The organism is Gottfriedia sp. NPDC057948 (genome assembly GCF_042887255.1).
Classification (GTDB): domain Bacteria; phylum Bacillota; class Bacilli; order Bacillales; family Bacillaceae_G; genus Gottfriedia.
The window spans coordinates 136,519-155,581 of the sequence record NZ_JBHVPN010000009.1 but is presented as its reverse complement, the minus strand read 5'-3'; the positions used below and the strand labels follow the sequence as shown (position 1 = coordinate 155,581).

The 19,063-nt window shown below is 36.6% G+C and carries 7 protein-coding genes and 2 pseudogenes; 2 read left to right on the top strand and 7 right to left on the bottom strand.

All coding sequences use genetic code 11. The annotated features are described in order from the left end of the window. Window positions 1–81: 81 nt before the first annotated feature. The 3 genes and pseudogenes from ACFVRR_RS15105 to ACFVRR_RS15095 all read right to left on the bottom strand — a co-directional run. Window positions 82–288, bottom strand: a pseudogene (locus tag ACFVRR_RS15105) (manganese catalase family protein); the annotation flags it as partial. Between the two features lie 673 nt (window positions 289–961). Next, window positions 962–1,597: a protease inhibitor I9 family protein gene (locus ACFVRR_RS15100; protein ID WP_387330010.1), complete on the bottom strand. Its 636-nt coding sequence runs from the start codon at window positions 1,595–1,597 to the stop codon at window positions 962–964. 796 nt (window positions 1,598–2,393) lie between these two features. After that, a complete protein-coding gene (locus ACFVRR_RS15095) occupies window positions 2,394–3,290 on the bottom strand; it encodes a LysR family transcriptional regulator (protein ID WP_387330007.1) in 897 nt (298 codons plus the stop codon). Window positions 3,291–3,587: 297 nt separating this feature from the next. Here ACFVRR_RS15095 and ACFVRR_RS15090 point away from each other — a divergent pair, with 297 nt between their 5' ends. Then, window positions 3,588–4,541: a helix-turn-helix domain-containing protein gene (locus ACFVRR_RS15090; RefSeq protein ID WP_387330004.1), complete on the top strand. Its 954-nt coding sequence runs from the start codon at window positions 3,588–3,590 to the stop codon at window positions 4,539–4,541. Window positions 4,542–4,740: 199 nt separating this feature from the next. Here ACFVRR_RS15090 and ACFVRR_RS15085 read toward each other — a convergent pair whose 3' ends face one another. From ACFVRR_RS15085 to ACFVRR_RS15075, 3 genes are all read right to left on the bottom strand, one after another. After that, window positions 4,741–5,001, bottom strand: a complete 261-nt coding sequence (locus ACFVRR_RS15085) for an Ig-like domain-containing protein (RefSeq protein WP_387330001.1) — start codon at window positions 4,999–5,001, stop codon at window positions 4,741–4,743. A 50-nt stretch (window positions 5,002–5,051) separates the two neighbouring features. Further along, complete coding sequence (locus ACFVRR_RS15080; RefSeq protein ID WP_387329999.1) at window positions 5,052–10,208, bottom strand: S8 family serine peptidase; 5,157 nt, start codon at window positions 10,206–10,208, stop codon at window positions 5,052–5,054. A gap of 375 nt (window positions 10,209–10,583) precedes the next feature. Continuing rightward, window positions 10,584–14,372 (bottom strand): S8 family serine peptidase, encoded by a 3,789-nt coding sequence (locus ACFVRR_RS15075; RefSeq protein WP_387329996.1) that lies wholly within the window; start codon window positions 14,370–14,372, stop codon window positions 10,584–10,586. A gap of 697 nt (window positions 14,373–15,069) precedes the next feature. On the opposite strand from ACFVRR_RS15075, the pseudogene ACFVRR_RS15070 reads away from it, so the two are divergent. After that, window positions 15,070–15,171 (top strand): annotated as a pseudogene (locus ACFVRR_RS15070) (transposase); the annotation flags it as partial. Window positions 15,172–15,371: 200 nt separating this feature from the next. On the opposite strand, the gene ACFVRR_RS15065 reads toward ACFVRR_RS15070, so the two are convergent. Beyond that, window positions 15,372–18,902, bottom strand: coding sequence for a S8 family serine peptidase (locus ACFVRR_RS15065; RefSeq protein ID WP_387329994.1), 3,531 nt, complete (start codon window positions 18,900–18,902; stop codon window positions 15,372–15,374). Between the last annotated feature and the right edge of the window lie 161 nt (window positions 18,903–19,063).

Sequence of the window (19,063 nt, the reverse complement as noted above, 5' to 3'; positions counted from 1 at the left end):
TTTCTTTGTTTTTCTAAAGTCATGTGAAATTTTATTTCTTACTACTTTTTCTATTAAGTATTAAAATATCTTCAGCTGTTGTCAATCCTCTTTCAGAATTTCAACAGCTTCTCTAAATCTCTGTGAATGAACAATCTCGCGTTCTCTTAAAAATCTTAAACTATCATTTAAATCCGGATCATCAGATAAATCAATTATCCATTGATACGTTGCCCTAGCTTTTTCTTCAGCTGCAATATCTTCATATAAATCTGCAATTGGAACGCCTTTTGTTTGGATATAAGCAGCACAGTTAGAGTTTTTTGCCGGAAAAATATTCTCTTATTAAATAATCTATTAAAAAGAGAATATAAAACCTCTTTAAAGTCTTCTAAATCTGTTGGAAAGTTGCTTGTTAAATAAATATTAATGAAGAAAAATCCACAAGTTATTCGTATTACTTATGGATTTTGTGTTCCACTGATTTGCATAAAGGAACAAGTATTTTTTTATTGAAATGTATTTATTAAAAATTAAGGGAAAGTTAGTATTTGAAATAAGATAATCTAATCTATTCATTTTACTTACAAAAAGGGTGTTTAATCAATTGCCTCTGATTGCACCCTTTTTGATTTTACTTAAAATAATTTGTATTAATTTTATTTAAATATTTATAGTTTGATCAGTATTACGCCCACGATATGTGTATAGATCTGCTTCAGGTGCCGCTCCAACGGTTTTAAACTCACTATCTGCAACCCCACACGCCCACCGATAATTCCTGCTACATGTGTACCATGTTCTGTATAGTATACACTTCCATAACTAGTTTCAGGTTTACCTGATTTTTTCCAATCAGCGTAGGTCGTCTCCATTGGATCATTATCATTATCTACAAAATCATATCCATCCCTGTATCTATTATCCCTACTTTAATTCCTTTTCCTGTAAATCCTTCTGCAAGTAAACGATCTAGACCATCCTACGGTGTATAATTCGCAACATTTGCTTCATCCTTTTTTAATTGGTCATTATCACTAGCAGGCGGATCTATCGAAAATGTTGTATTGCTCCAAACTGATTTTACTGATTTTGATTTTAATAGGTTTTTAATTTGATTAGCTGGCAAACTCATTGAAACACCATTAAAGGCATTTTTATAGGATCGATTAATCTTATAATCTACCTTTTTATTATTGTCGTCTGTTAATATTTGTTTGACATCTGTATTGAATGTAGTATGATCCTGATCAATTAAATTCGATGCATCTTTCTCAGATAATTGTTGACCCTCTACATTTGCTTCAATTTGTGCGACTTTGACAGGCTTATTTACAAACTCAATAATGACGGATGTTTGTTTCGTAGAATTTAAATCTGTATCTGAAGAAATTTGAAGTCCTGTTGATTCATTTGTAGTCATCTGGTTGAGTGCTGCTCTTTGTTCTTGTGTTAAATTAGCAAGTAAATTTTCAACATTCGTATTTCCAACTGCTTTGGTAATATTTGATACATGTCCAAGTGAACCTAAAATAAAGCTAGATGATAGAGCAAATACAGCTAAGCTTTTCACGACCTTACTATTGTTGTTTGCTTTTCCCCCATTTTCTTCCTCCAAGTCTCTGACTTTTTATTACAAATGTAGTGCAATGAATTACGAAACAATGATTCTAATAGGTTTTAAGTATTTATTTGGAATTCATTTATTTCCATTGATTTATTACAATTACATAAGTACTTACAATTATTAAAGAGATTTGGAGTCGTGTAAATTGGGAAAATTACCCTAAATATATGAATCAAAATTCGCTTTTTTTCATCAGTTTTTTTAAAAAAAATTGTCGTTAAGATGCATTTTATGTAGACTTATCAATTGAACACCAATATTAAGTTGCATATTTTGTCAAAACATGATGAATGAAGTGAGTTTAAATTCGGGGGTTAGTTCTTTTCTTTAACAAGTTTCTCTATTTTAATATAGTATACTTCGCTTTTAAATCAAAAAATCCAAGAAACTATTCAAACAGTTGAAAACATACATAGGAAAGATATCAATTGAACCAATTTTCAATTATAATCTGAGCTATATCTCAGATTCCCAAATTTACACAAATTTTTTGACACCGCTATTTGAGTATTTATAAAACCCCTAATATATTCTGTTCGGAAAGAAGTATAACCTAATGAGATAAAGATGAGAAAAAGATTTAGCGATAAAGTAATTAAAAAAACAAAAATAAAAGCTAACAAATTTTTGTTAGCTTTTTAAACTTTATTTCGAATTTTTTCCCTCTTCCAATGCAACCAATAGGCTAAAATCTTCATTACAAAAGGAATTCTTCACTATTGGATCATCTTTTGCTTGAATATATACAGTAGTGAACGGCACACCGTCAGAATTTTCTATTTACTTCTTAACAAAAATTGTTCGTATACTCTAAAAAATCTTTAATAAAATCTGAAGCTAAATTAGACAAACCTTTTGTTTCAGAATAAATAAGCAAAAAATCAATCTCGAAAAATTGGTTTTTTTCTTTAATTGGAATCATTTTTACATCTCCATTTATTATTAGTTCATGATTTACATATACAATTTTTGGTGCAATAAAAATGGCATCACTATCTTTTGCTATCTCTATAAGTAAACTTGCTTTATTTGTATTTAAAAACATTTGTTTTGGAGACATTTTAAACAATTTACATAATAAATCTAAATTTGAGAGTTTATAATTTAAAAGTTTCACATGCTTTAGATCATTTAGAGTTACATATTCCAATGAATAAAATGGTGAACTTCTTCCAACTCCAATACAATAATGACTAGTACATATTAGTTTATAAGATATATTTTTTATCCCGTTTAAACTTTTCAATGGAGCTAATTTAATTGCAAAGTCATATTCTTCTTTTAAAATAGCTTCTATAATATTTTCTCTATCTACCTCTCCTAATTCAAAAGTAATATCATTGTGCGCTAATTTATATTTCAAGACTGTGTCCTGAAGGTGATAATTTAATCCAGCTGTTGTAGCAATTTTTAAATGATTTTCATTCTTATTTTTGTTAATCTCATTATTCAATTCATTTATAGCTTTTATTATAAAATTTGCTGTTGAAATAACTATTTTACCTTCAATAGTAGGAGTAATGCTTCTTTTTGTTCGATTAAAAATTTTAATTCCTAGTTCATTTTCTAGCTGAGAAATAGATTGACTTAATCCTGAAGTAGATATACAGAGCTTTTCAGAAGCTTTTGTAATCGACTTTTCATTTGCGACAGTGACAATATGCTCCATTTGTTCAAAATTCATATTTAAAACCTCATTTTAAAAAAAATATAAAAATTTCATTAAAAATAGTCTTCTATTTACTTTATTCAGTAATTTTTATGCTTAATTTCCCAAAAATTGACCATTTTTATGCTTAATTTCCCAAAAATTGACCATTTTCATCCTTAATAATTCAATCAATGCTAAGTATTACTTCCTAAAATTCTAAGTTATCCGAAATGTAAATAAGTCGTTATATATTATAAAATTATTATAGTAATAATAAAAAAATAAAAAAGTAACCATTGACTGGTATTAATAAATAAAGGGGATTAATTTATGTATGAAGGGATAATTATTAAGTTTTATCGTGAAAAATATAATATTACTCAAGATCAGTTAAGTCATGGAATATGCTCTAGGGCACAGATTTGTAGAATTGAAAACGATCAAGTAAATCAATCTACTGAAATAATAAAAAAATTAACCGAACGTTTAGGAATAGATTTAGAATCAGAAGTTACAAAATTAAATAAATTAAAAACATCCTTAGACCGATTACATGCTGCAATTATTATGCAGGCATCTGACGAAATCAATGCATCGAAAGAAGATCTTGAAAAAATTGAATTAATAACAATCTCACCTTATAAATATTTTTATCAATTACTTCAAATTAGAATTCTATTATTGAATAATAATTTTAATGAAGCGACTACTATCATTAAAAAAATTCAAAAAATAAAACACAAATTATCCCTCTACGAAGGTAATATGTTAAATCATATATTGGGAATTCTATCTTTGACAAATAAAGATTACCAAAACGCAATTCAACTTTTAACATCAATTCAAGATGATATCTATAAAAACCCAGAATATTTTTATCACTTAGCAATTGCTTATCATGAAACTGAATCTAGTCTTTTAGCTTATTATTTCGCTGAAAAAGCCCAGCGATATTTTCAGCAAGTTAACAACTACCATAGAGCAATTGACTCTGAATTATTAATGATTATTCAATTCAAAGATGTTGCTGGAGAAGAGATTATTAACCGCTATAAAAATCTAATAAATAGCTGTGAGTTATGTAATTTACCAGAAAGAAAATCAATAATATATTATTATCTTGCTACTGAACACTTCCGAAGAAAAAACTACGAACTTGCAAAAAAATATTATAAAGAATCAATGATCATTAATGAAGCTAATCCTCGTTCCCTTCAATATATAATGTCATTAGAAGGCTACGTACAAAATTCATTTGAAAGTGATTTTATTCTAAATTTATAATCAAATTTGGTCAAAAAAGTTTATAACACAAAATTATATGAACCACTTATTTTGTTGTAATGTACCTAGTTGAAGGTGCATTACTTTTTTTATAAGTGGTTCTTTTTTTTATTGAAAAGTATTTATTAAAAATTAAGGGAAAGTTTGTATTTGAAAAAAGATAATCTAATCTAATTGTTTTACTTACAAAAAGGGTGTTTTAATATGTCTCACTATGATCAACACCCTTTTTGACTTTGTTACTTAAGAGGTTATCAGCAATTGAATTAATTGTTGGTGCACTTGGAGCTGTTTTATCTAAAACCTTAACAGTTGTTGGCGCGCTTACGTTTCCTGCAGTGTCAGACACCGTTACTGTTAATTCAGTACCTCCAGCCAGTGGGTTAATTTCAATATTAAAAACTTCTTTTACCAAATTAGTTTTTCTATATGGCTGTTTTTGCGATTTGGAGTTAATCAATCAAAAAGAGAGCCCCATTCAAATTATCAGGGGCTCTCCATTTTATATTACTATTTGTTTAATACGACTGTTTGAGTTGTAGCACTTACATTTCCTGCAGCATCTTTTGCCGTAACATAGATGACAGTTCCAGTTAATGTGCCATTCGCTTTATGAGGTATTTCTAAACTGAAGTACCCATTTTTATCAGCTTGTACTTCACTCACTTCATTGTTGATTTTTATAATAACCATCGCATTTACTTCGGTTTTACCTGTGATAACTTGATCTTTTTTCGTTACTGTATTAACAATTGGTGCATCTGGTGCTGTAATATCAACTACAGTAATAGTCGTTCCACTACTTACTTTACCATCTTCATTTGAAGCAGTAATTACTAAAACAGTACCTGCTTTTTGTTTTGCGATCGGAAGCGTAAAGTCACCTGCTTCATTTGCCTTGCCATTTGCTACAACAGTATCGCCCGCTTTTATAGTAACTGTAACATTAGGATCTGCTTTTCCAGAAATTGTTGTATCACTGTCACCTAATCCTTTGACAACTGGTGCGTTTGGAACTGGCACCACTTTCGTTGTCAACGTCACCGCATTTGATACACCAGCGTTTAAGCCACCTGTAATCGATACACGGAATTGGTAGTTCGTGTTTTCATTTAAACCAGTTACCGTTACCTTGCCATCCGTTACAGACAAAGTGCCTTCTGTTGTTGCTGTTTGCCATGATGACCCATTATTTGTAGACTGTTGGATTTTGATCCCTGTTGCATCAACTGCTGGGTTCCAAGTAAACGTTGCTTTGTGTGCACTGCTATCTACAGTTTTGAATGTGTTTACGCTTGTTGCGATACCAAGTACGTTAAAGTAATCAGTTGCATATTTTCCATCTACCATTTCTTTTGGTGTGATTAATGCATCTGGGTTTGATTTATACAAGTTACTTACTAGGTAATTCATATCTAGCTTATCGACAATACCATCTTGGTTTAGATCTTCGATATTGATTTTTGTTTTATTTTGCACGCCGAACATTTTCGCAACTTGTTTTACGTCTAAGACGTCAATTACGCCATCGCCATTAACATCACCAGCCGCACCATATGCTTGAGTTCCTCCGATATATCTAAATTCTGCAATATCATCACCCCATGGCGATTTTTTACCAAGTGTGACAGATTGTATACTCTTTAAGTGTCCTGGTCCTTCCACAATCACCTTGATTGGATCTTTTGAAAGTGGAATGCCTTTGATATCGATGTAGCCAGAACTACTAATTGTACCTGGTATTTTCGTTCCGTCCAGTAACTGTGCATACCCTTTAGCACCTATGCTATCAAACTTCACTGTATAGTTATTTTGAAGTCCTTGCAGTTTCACGTACGATTGCACTTGTGAATGCTTCGGAACGATTTGGAATTGATTTAATCGGCTAAATGCTGGAATTTCTTTTGCTTCATCTTTGCCGTACTGTATCATACTAAATAATGTTGTGTCATCGTCTTGTGTAAATTTCGATGTCATAATATCCCACATGTCATCTGTCACTTTAAAGGTCACATCTAAGAATGGGCTATTGCCATTGAATCCTTTAAAGTCTGCTCCACCGGTTAAATGAGCCCCAATCGTTAAGTCTTTCGCGTTTGATGGGTAATCCTTACTTGGTGTTGCAACTGGTGTATCCACATTTACATTGACACCATTTTGGTCTGCCCACTTTTGGAATGCTGGGTTGACCGTTACACCTTGCAGGTCGAAGTTACCATGATAATACATCCCAGTATACGTTCCCGACATCATGTCTTTCACGTTGTTTAGGTTTAACGTCATCGTAATCGTATCGTTTAGTGAAACTTTTTGTTTGTTATACGTTGGCACCATATATGGTGATCCTTTTTTGATAAACGCGTACTCATGGAAATCATTGACAAGCTCTACGTTATGTGCTGCATCCATTGGCATTAACGTAACTGTTGCAGGACCATTTTCGATATCGGATTTTTCAACTCCGAATTTTGTATCACCATTTGCATCTACTGGGAAATCTCCTTTTGGGAAATAGATATCATTGTTGTAATACCACAATGTATTCGCTGATTGAGTCATACCAAGTCGCGCAAGTTTCGCCGTTCCTTCGTCAGACAGGTTTGCGTGTACCCAGAATGCGTTGTATGTGTTACCATCTTGTTTTTCATCGGTAAAATCTTTGTCTTCTAACTCGTACACGCCTGGTGCATGATCTTTGTAAGTTAACGTCGGCATCGTATTGTCAACCACGATTAGTTGTGATTTTTCATATGTTTTTGCTTTCTTGTCAGTTGTATCAGTTGCTCGAATTTTTATTGTATATTGGCCTTCTGGTAGTGACGCTTTTGACAAATCTGTTTTTTCGTCTTTTGGATCCCCAATAAAAGGATAGTACGTACTTGCATCAAAGCTCACAACTAAATCGGTATCAGTTTGAACGCTGCTCACGTTAAATGGGGAAGGCGATGCGGCACCGATTGGATTTCCGTCTTTGTCATAAATCACAGCCCAGAAATACTTCATTGGACTGTTGAATCTGAACTTTAGATAACGCCCAGGGTTTCCGTTGAAATCCGAAAAGATTAACGGTTTTCGAGTCGTAATTGCTGGGTTATCCATTTGTAAGTTCCCAAGTCCTTTTTCCACCGAGCGAACAGCCAATGGCATGCGATACGTTTCACTTGGATCATCATGATTTACAATGTTCAAATATCCTTCGTATCGACCATATTCCGCCGTATCTGGCATGTTCAAAGTCGTTGTAAAGCTCGTTGATTCACCAGCTTTTACTGTTAGTGAAGGTGAACTCGTTGTCACCGTAATGCCATTTTTAGTTGCATCACTTACCGATGCATTTGGTTTAATAAAAGTTGCAGATATATCAAACGTTTTGTCAGAGTTTCCTCTATTTTTTACTTTCACTGTTCGATTACTCGTATTGACCGCACCGTCTTTTCTATACACTGCGCCAAACGTTAATGAACCTTTTTCGTAATTCATGTTCACACTATTACCACTACTATCAATGTTTGCAGTTGTGTCTTGTGCTTTAAAGCTCACGTCACGTTTTACTGCTTTCACTACATTGACTAAACCAGCACCTTGTTCGTATACAGAGTAATCTCCGTCTAGATTTCCAGAAGTGTTCGACAACGCTGCTTTCACGTCAGCTGGTGTGTAGTCTGGATGTGCTTGTAAGATTAGCGCAGCAATTCCTGCGACATGTGGCGTCGCCATCGATGTACCTGATATACGAGCGTATGCGTTGCTATAGTCTACTTTATCTGGGCTATGAACGAAATATGGATAAGTTGAGTACACCGATACACCTGGTGCAATAACATCTGGTTTAATGTCATATGTCGAAGCGACTGGTCCCCTAGAACTAAAGCTTGCCAAGTGGTTCCCTTCTGTATTCGTTGAACTGACATTCGTAAAAGTGATTGTATTTGTGCCTGCACTACGTAAACGTTCACCATCAGCTTTAGTCATACGGAATGTTGGTATAAACCCATCGTCACTTGCTAAGTAGTTATCGATGTCTCCATCAATATTGTTACTCATAATTGCTGCAACCGCGCCTGCTTTCGCTACGTTTGTTATTTTTTCAGCTAGCGGATTTGTACCACGTGCAATAAGTGCAACTTTTCCAGTTAAATCGATTGGATTGCCGTTCGCATCTTTAAAATCAGCAGCTTTAGCTAAACCAACGTCCACGATCTGATACGATTTGTTCTCTAGATCTGATACACGATCGTTATAACCTTTTCCAAGTAACTTGAAGTTAGTAAATGTTTCATTACCTACTTTTGCTGATGCAGTCGGGATACTTACCGGGAAATCACTTGCTCCAACCGTAATCGCAAGCGCTGATGCACCTGGCGTACCTACTGAGCCTTCACCCGGACCTGAGTTTCCTGCTGCAATTACACATGTTACACCTGCAAGAGTTGCATTATTAATTGCCACAGCTTCAGCTGATAACGGATCATTACTTGGTGCCCCAAGAGATAAGTTGATAACTTTCATACCATCTTGAACAGCTTTGTCGATCCCACCAACAATCCCATCTGTATAACCTGTACCGTAAGGCCCAAGAACACGATAAGTATACAAGTTAACACCAGGTGCAACCCCTTGTGCTGGTAACTCTACATTATTTTTCGATTGAGCTGCAATCGTACCTGAAACGTGTGTACCGTGGAACGTATAATACGGTTCCCCACCATCACCCTCAGGTTTGCCAGCTTTTACCCAATCATCGATTGTTGTTTCCATAGGATCAGCATCGTTGTCAACAAAATCCCAACCTTTAACTGTTGTTGGATTGATTTTACTTGCATCTTCTCCACTTTTTGCACGGTAACCTTTATATACGTCTGTTAGATCTGGGTGATTGTAGTCAATCCCTGTATCAATAACCCCTACATTGATTCCTTTTCCAGTAGTACCTTCTTTATGCAAATCTTCAATACCTGGTAATGGAATGTAATTTTCTGGTAAATTATTCTCACCTTGTTCACCTTCAGCAGAAGCATTCATTTCACTTGGGTCAAGCTTTACTAGGTCATCGTTTAATACACGACTTACTACGCCAGAATCAAATAATTTCTCAACTAAGTTACCTGGTAGTGTCATTGCCACCCCGTTTAATGCATGTGTATATTCACGCGTAATTTGAGCGGTAGCCTCCCCAGCTTTGTCGGTTGTTTCATTAGATACTTCATTTGGTGCGATGCTTAATGCAGATACTGCATTTACTGAATTAGTTTTACTTGCACTATTATTTAACCCATTTACAAAAGACTTGAATGTAGCGTGTGACGAGTTAACTGCATTATTTTCTGCGCTTAGTGTCGATTTTTCACCAGCCACTTCTTTTTGTAGGACACTTATTTTTGCTGGTTCTTGTGTAAATTCGACAATAACCTTTACCGGTTTTGAGCTTGTCGTATCAATCTTTGGCGAAATCTTTACATCACTTTCTGTTGATATTTTCTTTAACGCGTCGATTTGATCAGCTGTTAAGTCTGGTGTGCTTGTTTTTAGTGTATGTGAACCCATGACCGTATTTTCTGTGCTAGCACTTGGTGTAGCTGCTAGTACATTAAATGGAATCATCGAGCCAACGACCAGTGCACTGATCGTTGTTTTAGCTAAACTCTCTTTGAAGTTTCTTTTACTCACACTGTTCTCCCCCATTTTTGAAATTTTTTGACAATTTTCTTACGTTTTTTATTTTAACGTTAGAAATCGTTATCGTAAATTGGGGAATTTTCCATTTTTTCCAAAAAAAAAATAAGATATTAAATATTTATTGATAATAATTATAATTTTCTAATTTAATTAAATTTTCAACCTGCACTAAATTTTGCAACCTATTTTCTCTAATGGGAGAAAATCCATAGAAATTCTAATGAGTTTTCGTTCAATCCCCTAAAAATAAATGTAAATTAGATAAAATGTAGAGTGTATTTTATATTATTTGTTTAAAAAAATAACCCTTTATTCAAAATGGAATAAAGGGTTATTTACTTAGTAGCTTTTTATATAAAGCGACTGTTAGCGTACAGCGTAGGTCTTAATAATAGTTTGTTCGATCTGGCTGCCATTAGCGTCCCATGCTTTGATGCGAAGCGAAACGTAGCCAGAATCTGGGTTTTTGACCCACACTTTGTAATGGCCATCTTTCCTGTCATCTACCTTCGTGTTGCTCCAAGTGTTGCCGTCGTCAGTGGATACTGCGACCTCGACCCCTTTAATGTCTGCTGTAGCACCTGATTGAGTTACGAATGATAGATCGAAGTGATCAGTAATGCCACCTTTCGCCGTGTTCTCATTATCTAGGCCAATGTCATACCTCGGCCACAGTAGCGCAAGGTTTTCTTGCCCCTCTATAGGTCGCTGGGACTTGAATGTCCAAGCTGTGCTGGTCGTTGTAGCAAGAGAGAACCCGAACCATACTGGGTGCGATGTGTCCGCCGTGATCTTATAAGTTGCCGGGTTTGAGCTGACCTCAAACTTACTATGATTTTGGACAGATGACTGAGAAAGGAGTTTCCCGTCTTGATACATCCGCCAAGTGACCAAGTCTTTCCCATTTGCAAACAAGCCGTAGTGCCCCGGCTCACTATCACCGTTATCACTCATGTTAAGGTTTAAGATGTCTCCCTCGCGATACGCCCAGATATTCTCCGGTCCAGATGGAGCGTTCGCCGCGCCCATCCAAGTCTCTTCTTTTTTGTCGCCCGGCGAGTAGATGCGATATGCGTCCTTCATGTTACGTGTAATATCAGTAACGTCTGGATAGTACTGATGGGCCCAACTAAAAATCTTCATATCCGTCTTGTTGCCTGTGGAGTACCACTCTTCCCGGTCCGGTGTTTTTTCCTCGAATTTATCCAAGACCGCCACGAAGCCACCTTCGTCCTTACGTAATGCCACGGCCCAGTCGCCAGACTTCAACCAGCCATTTGGCCTGCGGTAGTGGGCCTTCACTACGGCAGAGTTTTCTTTTGTCACCGCGTCGACAGGGTTATCCGGAATTTCACCATTAATCATCGACGCATAATTGTACACATACGGACTGTTGGCGATTCCTTGCAGTTTGATCCAGGTAGGACCATTAGCGATTCTGTTGAAGAGCACTTCTCCGTCGCTTTGGCCAAGAGTATAGGCCGGGATGACGATATTGTCAATTGTAAATACACCTAGATTGTACCTCTCCCCGTTGTTATTGACGACGATCACTCCTGCGGCGCCAGCACCCATCACTGCTTTTATTTGGTCTCTCGGATTCTGTTTCGAATCGCGGGTGACGACCGCTAGCTTGCCATGGATGTCTATGCCGCTGAGATCCGCAGGCAGTGCCGCGCCAACGTTGACCGCTTGTAGTGTCATATTACCGTCCAACTTATGCGCAAAGTTCACTGGCACAAGCGGAATCGCCTCGTTCTTCTTGTCATCATATGTTGCTTTGATTGCAGGGGCGTAGTTGCGAGTATGGTAGTTGAACTGGAACAGACCAACATTATTTGGCGCTTTAACTGGCAACACGTAGGCGTGGATATCGCCATTAAAATTCCTCATGTAGTCAACTCCGCCGTGGTTTAAGTCAATCCGCTCGCGGACTCCAAATTTCCAAGAGTGCTTTTCGGACTCCATAGGAGTTGTAACTTTTACCTCCTTGGCTAATCGAGCATCAAACGTGATCTCTTGGTTTTCCTTACTCTTTAGCTCGATCATAGGCACTGAGGCTAGAGTATAGTTCTGAGCAATTCCGGCCTTGTCATTTGTGTTTATTGTACTAATTACCGCATAACGTCCCGGTTGCAAGGATAATTTGGTCATCCCGCTGCTACTAGCAGTGACCTGTTTACCAATCCCCATGTCAAGGTTGAACCACACCATATCGCCTCCAGCCGGTTTTCCGTTGCGATCGATCTCATTAATATTTAAATCAACTAAATCTTGTATTGTTGCACCAATGGTCGTGTTAATGATTTTATTGTCACTTGAAGTAGCTTTAACCACTGCTTGATAATCGCCGCTTTTAACGCTAAGTGCTGGATTAAATGTTACATTCATCGCACTGCTGCCATGTGCTGGGACAGTGACCACTGACTGGCTGAGTTTAAACATCCCAGAAGAAGCCGCTGTTAAATCCTCTGCCTTGGCTGTCATTGTGAGATTCAATGTGATAGCACTGTCGGATGGGTTGACATAATTATATGTCTTTACGATAGGCTGAGTAGTAGTAAACCCTGCTCCCATACTAACGACTGCAGGACTGCTATAAACGTTAGCATCTAATGCTTTCGAAATATCTACCCGTCCGCCACCCTGTTGATAAGCTATGTAGCGGGAATTTGCTACCGCAGTATCAATTAATACCTGCTTGACTTGGTCTCCTGACCAATCCGGGTGTCTTTGACGCAGAATGGCTGCAGCACCTGAAACATGTGGTGTAGCCATTGAGGTACCATTGGCACTAGTGTAGTAATCGTTAACAGCGGTACCCATAGTAGTTCCTGCAGCACGAGCAGCCACGATTGCTACTCCTGGTGCCGTAATCTCAGGTTTAACATTAAAATTATTGAGAACCGGACCGCGGTTCGAGAAACTAGCCAATAATTCGTCCGAGGATTTGTCAACTGCTCCAACCGTCAATGCTTTTTCGGCCGACCCTGGCATTGCGACAGTTCCTTTAGCTGGACCTGCATTACCAGCCGCGATAACAAACAATGTGTTGCTTGTATTACTCAAATTGTTGACCGCCTGACTCAATGGATCTGTTCCATCGCTCGCATCACCACCAAGGCTCATACTGACGACATCGGCCTTTTCCTGTACCGCCCATTGCATTCCATTGATGATCGCAGACATAGGACCTGAACCATCATTGCCAAGCACCTTTCCAATTAGAAGTTTTGCACCTGGTGCTACGCCCTTATATTTACCGCCGGAAGCAGCGCCTGATCCCGCGATAGTCGAAGCAACATGCGTACCATGCCCGAAGTGATCGACATAATCTTGACCATCTATGAAGCTCTTTGTTTTTAAAATTGCATCTCTTACATCAGGATGATTTGGATCGATCCCAGTGTCCAAGATAGCAACTTTCTCTCCTGTGCCATCATAACCAGCCGCCCATGCCGTAGGCGCGCCAATTTGTGGAACACTCTTGTCCAGCGTCACATGCACCGGTTTGTCAAGCCACAACTTCTTTATGCCATCGGCAAGTTTCGGTGCGGTCGCAGCTTTGGCACTGTCATCGTCTACCGCTTCCCAGAACTTCGCCGACTTCGACTTGCTCTCCTTAAGCGATGCCCCATGAATGCTGTCTAACGTCATTTCGCTTTCTGATCCGGTTGGCTCTGGCATACTATCAGCCATCTCCTGTGAGCCTTGGTAAGTCGCGATCAACGGTATATCAGAGCGGTTAGCATCATCGTAGCCGTATTCAATCAATTTGGTGACATTGAACAGCTCGCGGTCAAGCGTATTAGTAGCTAAGTACGCCTGTGCCTGTGCCGGGATGACGTAAAGATCACCACCCACATTCATCGTGGTTATATCCACCGGGGTGCCGTCAGACGCTGGCTCGACTGTCGCACCCTGCGTGCCGTCGGCATAACGGTCTACCGTCACAACCTCTCCCGTCACGAGTGTGACCTGGTGTGAGGCTACGACCGGATTGTGCTTCTCCGTCTCTTTAGCCTGAATATCCTGTGTTTTATTGGTATTTTCTTCATAAGCAAAGGTATTGCCAGTACTTGTTGCCAAAAGTGCCGTAGTAGCCAATCCTGCTGTCAATACATTAATAATTTTTTTGTTACTTCGTTTCTTCATTAATCCTCCCCATTTCCTTACTAAATAATAGATTAATATATTAGTAAAAATGTAAAAGCTTTGTGCTAATGACATAACTTCACATTACATACACTGATTTGACTTTCAGCATCAAGCTATTAAAATTTCTCAACAAATCTAGTATCAATCGAGCTAGTTTATTAAATATTCAGAAATATTAATATCCTAAGTCACATTATAGGTCAAGCCTTTACATAAGTGTATTGGGGAATTTGTCTATGTTCTTAATAGGAATTTTTATACATAAATCTAAATGAACATAAATTTCTATGTTGTATTTTGTAATTTAGAACAGAAAAAAGAGTTAAAATAATTAATTTTTTGTAGAAATTTGAAGTATATTGACACTTAGTTTGGGTAATTTTAGGATTTTCACTGGAGAATGGCCTTTAATTGTTTTGGACCTCAAAAAATTAATTCCTTTAATCCTCCATTCACTCAGTGAGAAAATCACTTTTAATCACAATGGAACCGTTCTTTTAAATATAACTTTGTTAGTCCGTTACAAGAAACGTAAAAAGGCAACGCCCAAAAAATTAAAATGTACCCTATGTAAAGGACATAAGAAAAAATTTATTCAACACAAAGAAGATGGTTTCTATATTCTGTTATTATCCCCTTATAGTAGACAGTCAAAAGAAAGTTACTGTACTGTTTATTTTGGAGAGGATTTTTTATGGGGAAAAATAGAAGAACTTTTTCGGTTAATTTTAAAATGAAGGCTATTGAAATGTACTTACATAGAGGTACTTATTCAGTAATTGGCAGGTGGATCAAGTTTAGGGAGTTCCTATTTTTTTATGCTTTTTAAAGCCTTGCTGGACAAGATCTGGCAATCATGAAATTGATTCAATTAGTTTAATTATAAAAATCTTTTTCAAACATAGAAACATAGAAAAAAAGCTATCGAAATCCTAATTTTCTAGGAAAGATAGCTTTTCATTTAATCTAATTGAAATATTTAAGGGCGTCTTAACGTTATTGTTTTACCGTTACTTTTTTAGACACTGTTGTAATTTTGAAACCGTCTTTTGTAACGATATCAGCAGAGATAGAATACGTTCCATTTGGAAGGTCAAGTTCAGGTAACCATGCTGCTCTTAGTGTATGTTCATTTTTCACATCCCACGAATCAACCAATTTACCACTTGAATCTTTTACATTAATCGTCCAGTCTACTCTATTATGTGCAAAGCTTACAATTTTTGCTGGATTTTTTTCGTTAATATTTATAGAATTTAAAAGCGCGAATGTTTGAACGACCATACCTTGAGTATTATAGCTTTGATCTCCCCACGTAGTCCAAGATACATTCCCTGCATAATCAACACCTAAAATAACAATACCTTTCGGTTCTGTAGGAACTATTACAGATTTTTGCTCAAGTCCTAATGAATAAGATTTTCCATTAACAAAAACAACGGCAGAATTAAAGTCACTTGCATTATCTGTCGCATTGAAGGAAACTTGATATTTTCCATTCATTGGCGTTACTGTAATATCTGAAACTTTCGGAGCGACAGAATCTACTATCATTGGCATTTTAACAGTCTGCGGTCTAGCATTTGGATAATCTAACGTTGTTTTGATTACATATTGGTATACACCGTCAGGAACATAATTTCCAGACTGGTCTTTCATATCCCATTGATATACGTTAGTTCCATAATCACCAACCATCATAATGTTTTTATGAAATTTCCATGGTTGTCCATTTCCAGTCATTTCACTATAATCGCCTAAATATCTAAGTTGTTTTCCAGTTGAATCTTCAATAGATATTTCAGCTTTTGCTAAATTACGTAAGGCTTGGAATGAACCATAAATACCAATATCTACATAGTTTGGCGAGTAAGCAATATGGTTAAGATCGAAACCATTTCCATTGTATCCTAAAGGAGATCCTTCTGAATCATCATTCCAAAGTGCCGTATATCCAACAAATGCATCATTATCCCATGCTGGAGCATCGATATTACGAGGCTCATCCCATTTTCCATAGAATCCCATATAAGGAATGGATAATGGTACAGCTTTATTTTGATCCTTCGCTACCGGTACAAGACGAACAAATCCTTCTACAAAATTATTTTTCTTTAAAGAATCTGGTAAAGATACATTAACAGTCAACATTTTGTTTTGACCTGGTTTGATTTTAACTAGTGCTCCTGATTTGTCTGTTACGATGTTATCATTGACAGTCACAGTTGCACCTTTAATTTGTTCGCTTGACAAGCTTAAATAATCTTTTGTATCTAATTGTCCATCTCCATCAAAATCAAATTGCTTCGTTTCAGTCTTATCTTTCAATAAATCTACATAAACATTGTATTCTATATCAGCACTATTATTTTTACCTTTAGGAGCGTCGAATGCTTCCATGTTTAATTTAAAGCTTGTATTTTGGCCGATTTCCTTTAATGCAACCGCACCGGCTGATTCTAAAGGAGCGTTTCTATTTGTCACAACGACTGGCGTATTAATTGCATTTTGAATTTGCATTAAACCAGATCCTTGTACACGTGGTGAATATGGAACTTCACTGTTTGTTCTTGGATCCATGACAACCTTAGCTGTATTCATTAACGCAATCTTTGCTTTTAAAACTGTATCTTCTGAATGTGTTAATCCTTTTTGATAAAGTGACTGCAATAACAATGCTGAACCGCCTGCAACATGTGGAGTTGCCATGGATGTACCGCTCATCACTTCATATTCATTTCCTGGTATAGTAGAATAAATATTCCCTCCAGGAGCGGAAAGTTCCGGTTTAAAATCTAATGTAGGCGTAGTACCCATTGATGAAAAATAGGACATATTGTCTTTCCCTGGGTTGTCTACCCAAGCATCACCTGTATATTTCATACTTAAATATTGACCGCTTGGCATACTACTCATTTTACTTAACAATGCTTGTCCAACAGCTTTACTTATTGAAGCCGTTGGTGTTGCAGATGGCGTTGCTGGAAGAGGAGCATAATCATAATTTATAGATCCTGTAGGTGGTATCATGATAATAGCCTTAGCTCCTGCACTCTTTGCTGTAAATTGAATGCTTGAAACAGTACTATACCAATCTAGTAATTTAACAACGGCAATGTAGCCAGTTTTGCCCTTAGGATAATCTGAAGCATACTTTCCTTCATTGACGTATACCATATCATAGTTTGTATCTGGTAATAGATTCTTAGAAACTTTAAAATTATAAGATGGAGCGAATTGATCTTGATCTTTGAATGGTATCGATAGACCATTTCCATCTGAGATTGCATTCATATGAATTTTACTATTTTCATAGGAAGCAACTGACACAGCAAAAGGACTTACTCCTGGCGAACCAACAGTCCCGATATCAGGATCTTCTGCATATGGTTTTAAAGAAGATTTAGAGAGATTATTCAATGTACTGTATCCTGAATTTCCAGCTGCTACAACAACAAGTGTACCCTGTTCTGTCGCCATTCTGATCTCTTTTTGAATCGGATCATAGTTTTCGTCTACAGTGCCTGCATCTGTACCTAAACTCATGTTAATAACATCTGCACCCATTGAAACAGCATGCTCCATACCTGCGATAATATCATCTTCCATAGCGCCGCCGCCTTTATCTGAAAATACCTTCTCAGCTAAAAGTTGAACACCTGGTGCAATACCAGCAACTCCACCCTTCGTTTCGTCACCGTTTGCTCCAACTATACCAGAAACGTGTGTACCATGCGGACTACCTTTTGCACCGGGAATAACATCTGTATCATTGTCTGCCCAGTCATATCCCGTTGGAACTTTATCAGAATACCATTTTTCATTTACGCTTGTCTCTGCAAATTTTTGTTGAATATTATTTTGATTCCACTTTTCTTTTGCTTTTGCTGCATCAGATAAAGTCAAATCTTTATGCGTATAATCAATCCCTGAATCAATAACCCCTACAAGTAATCCTTCACCTTTATAACCGTATTGTTCCCATACTTTTTGAGCTTGTACTAATTCCTTACTTGCCGCCATCGATTCCGTGTAAATTCTAGCAATATGAACATGTTTCACCCCAGAAATAGACTGGATATCTTTCATATTTTTATATTGTGTTTCAACACTGAATCCGTTAAAGCCTTGATAATAGCGATGCTTTAATTTGACAGAATCATTGGATTTAGATTTTTTTTCTGTTGAGATTTGTTCGATTACGTCGTCTTGCTTTTGTTTAAATGCAGCCATTTTACTTTCAGGTGTTGTTTGTACATTTTCTGCCGGTTGATCAACCTCTACAATTAAATGAACAAGGTCATCTGGTTTAAAGCTTTTTATTTGATTATCTTTTTTAATATCTTTATAAATTGGTTTTACTTGATCTGTTTCAATATTATGCTTAACAACTACTGGTGAAACTTGCTCTGTTGGTTCACTTGGATCGTCAATACTTTCAGCCAAAGCTGTAAGAGATGTAAATAATAATGAGGTTAAAGCTGCAGTGCTCAATACCCTAAATGCATTAATTTTACTTTTCTTCATTAAGATAGCCCCTTTTTCAATTTTCTATTAAATAAAACTTTCGAGCATTAATCCTCTAAGTTTTTATTTTCTAATATCAATCTATTAGTTTGATGTTTGAGAATTTAGTGACTTTTTATTTAGAATAGTTATAAAACTGTTTCTCTTTCACATTTTACTAA

Bases quoted from the DNA above. Each gene is read 5' to 3' on its own strand.
- ACFVRR_RS15095 (WP_387330007.1), bottom strand. From the start codon at position 3,290: ATGAATTTTGAACAAATGGAGCATATTGTCACTGTCGCAAATGAAAAG.
- ACFVRR_RS15090 (WP_387330004.1), top strand. From the start codon at position 3,588: ATGTATGAAGGGATAATTATTAAGTTTTATCGTGAAAAATATAATATT.
- ACFVRR_RS15075 (WP_387329996.1), bottom strand. From the start codon at position 14,372: ATGAAGAAACGAAGTAACAAAAAAATTATTAATGTATTGACAGCAGGA.
- ACFVRR_RS15065 (WP_387329994.1), bottom strand. From the start codon at position 18,902: ATGAAGAAAAGTAAAATTAATGCATTTAGGGTATTGAGCACTGCAGCT.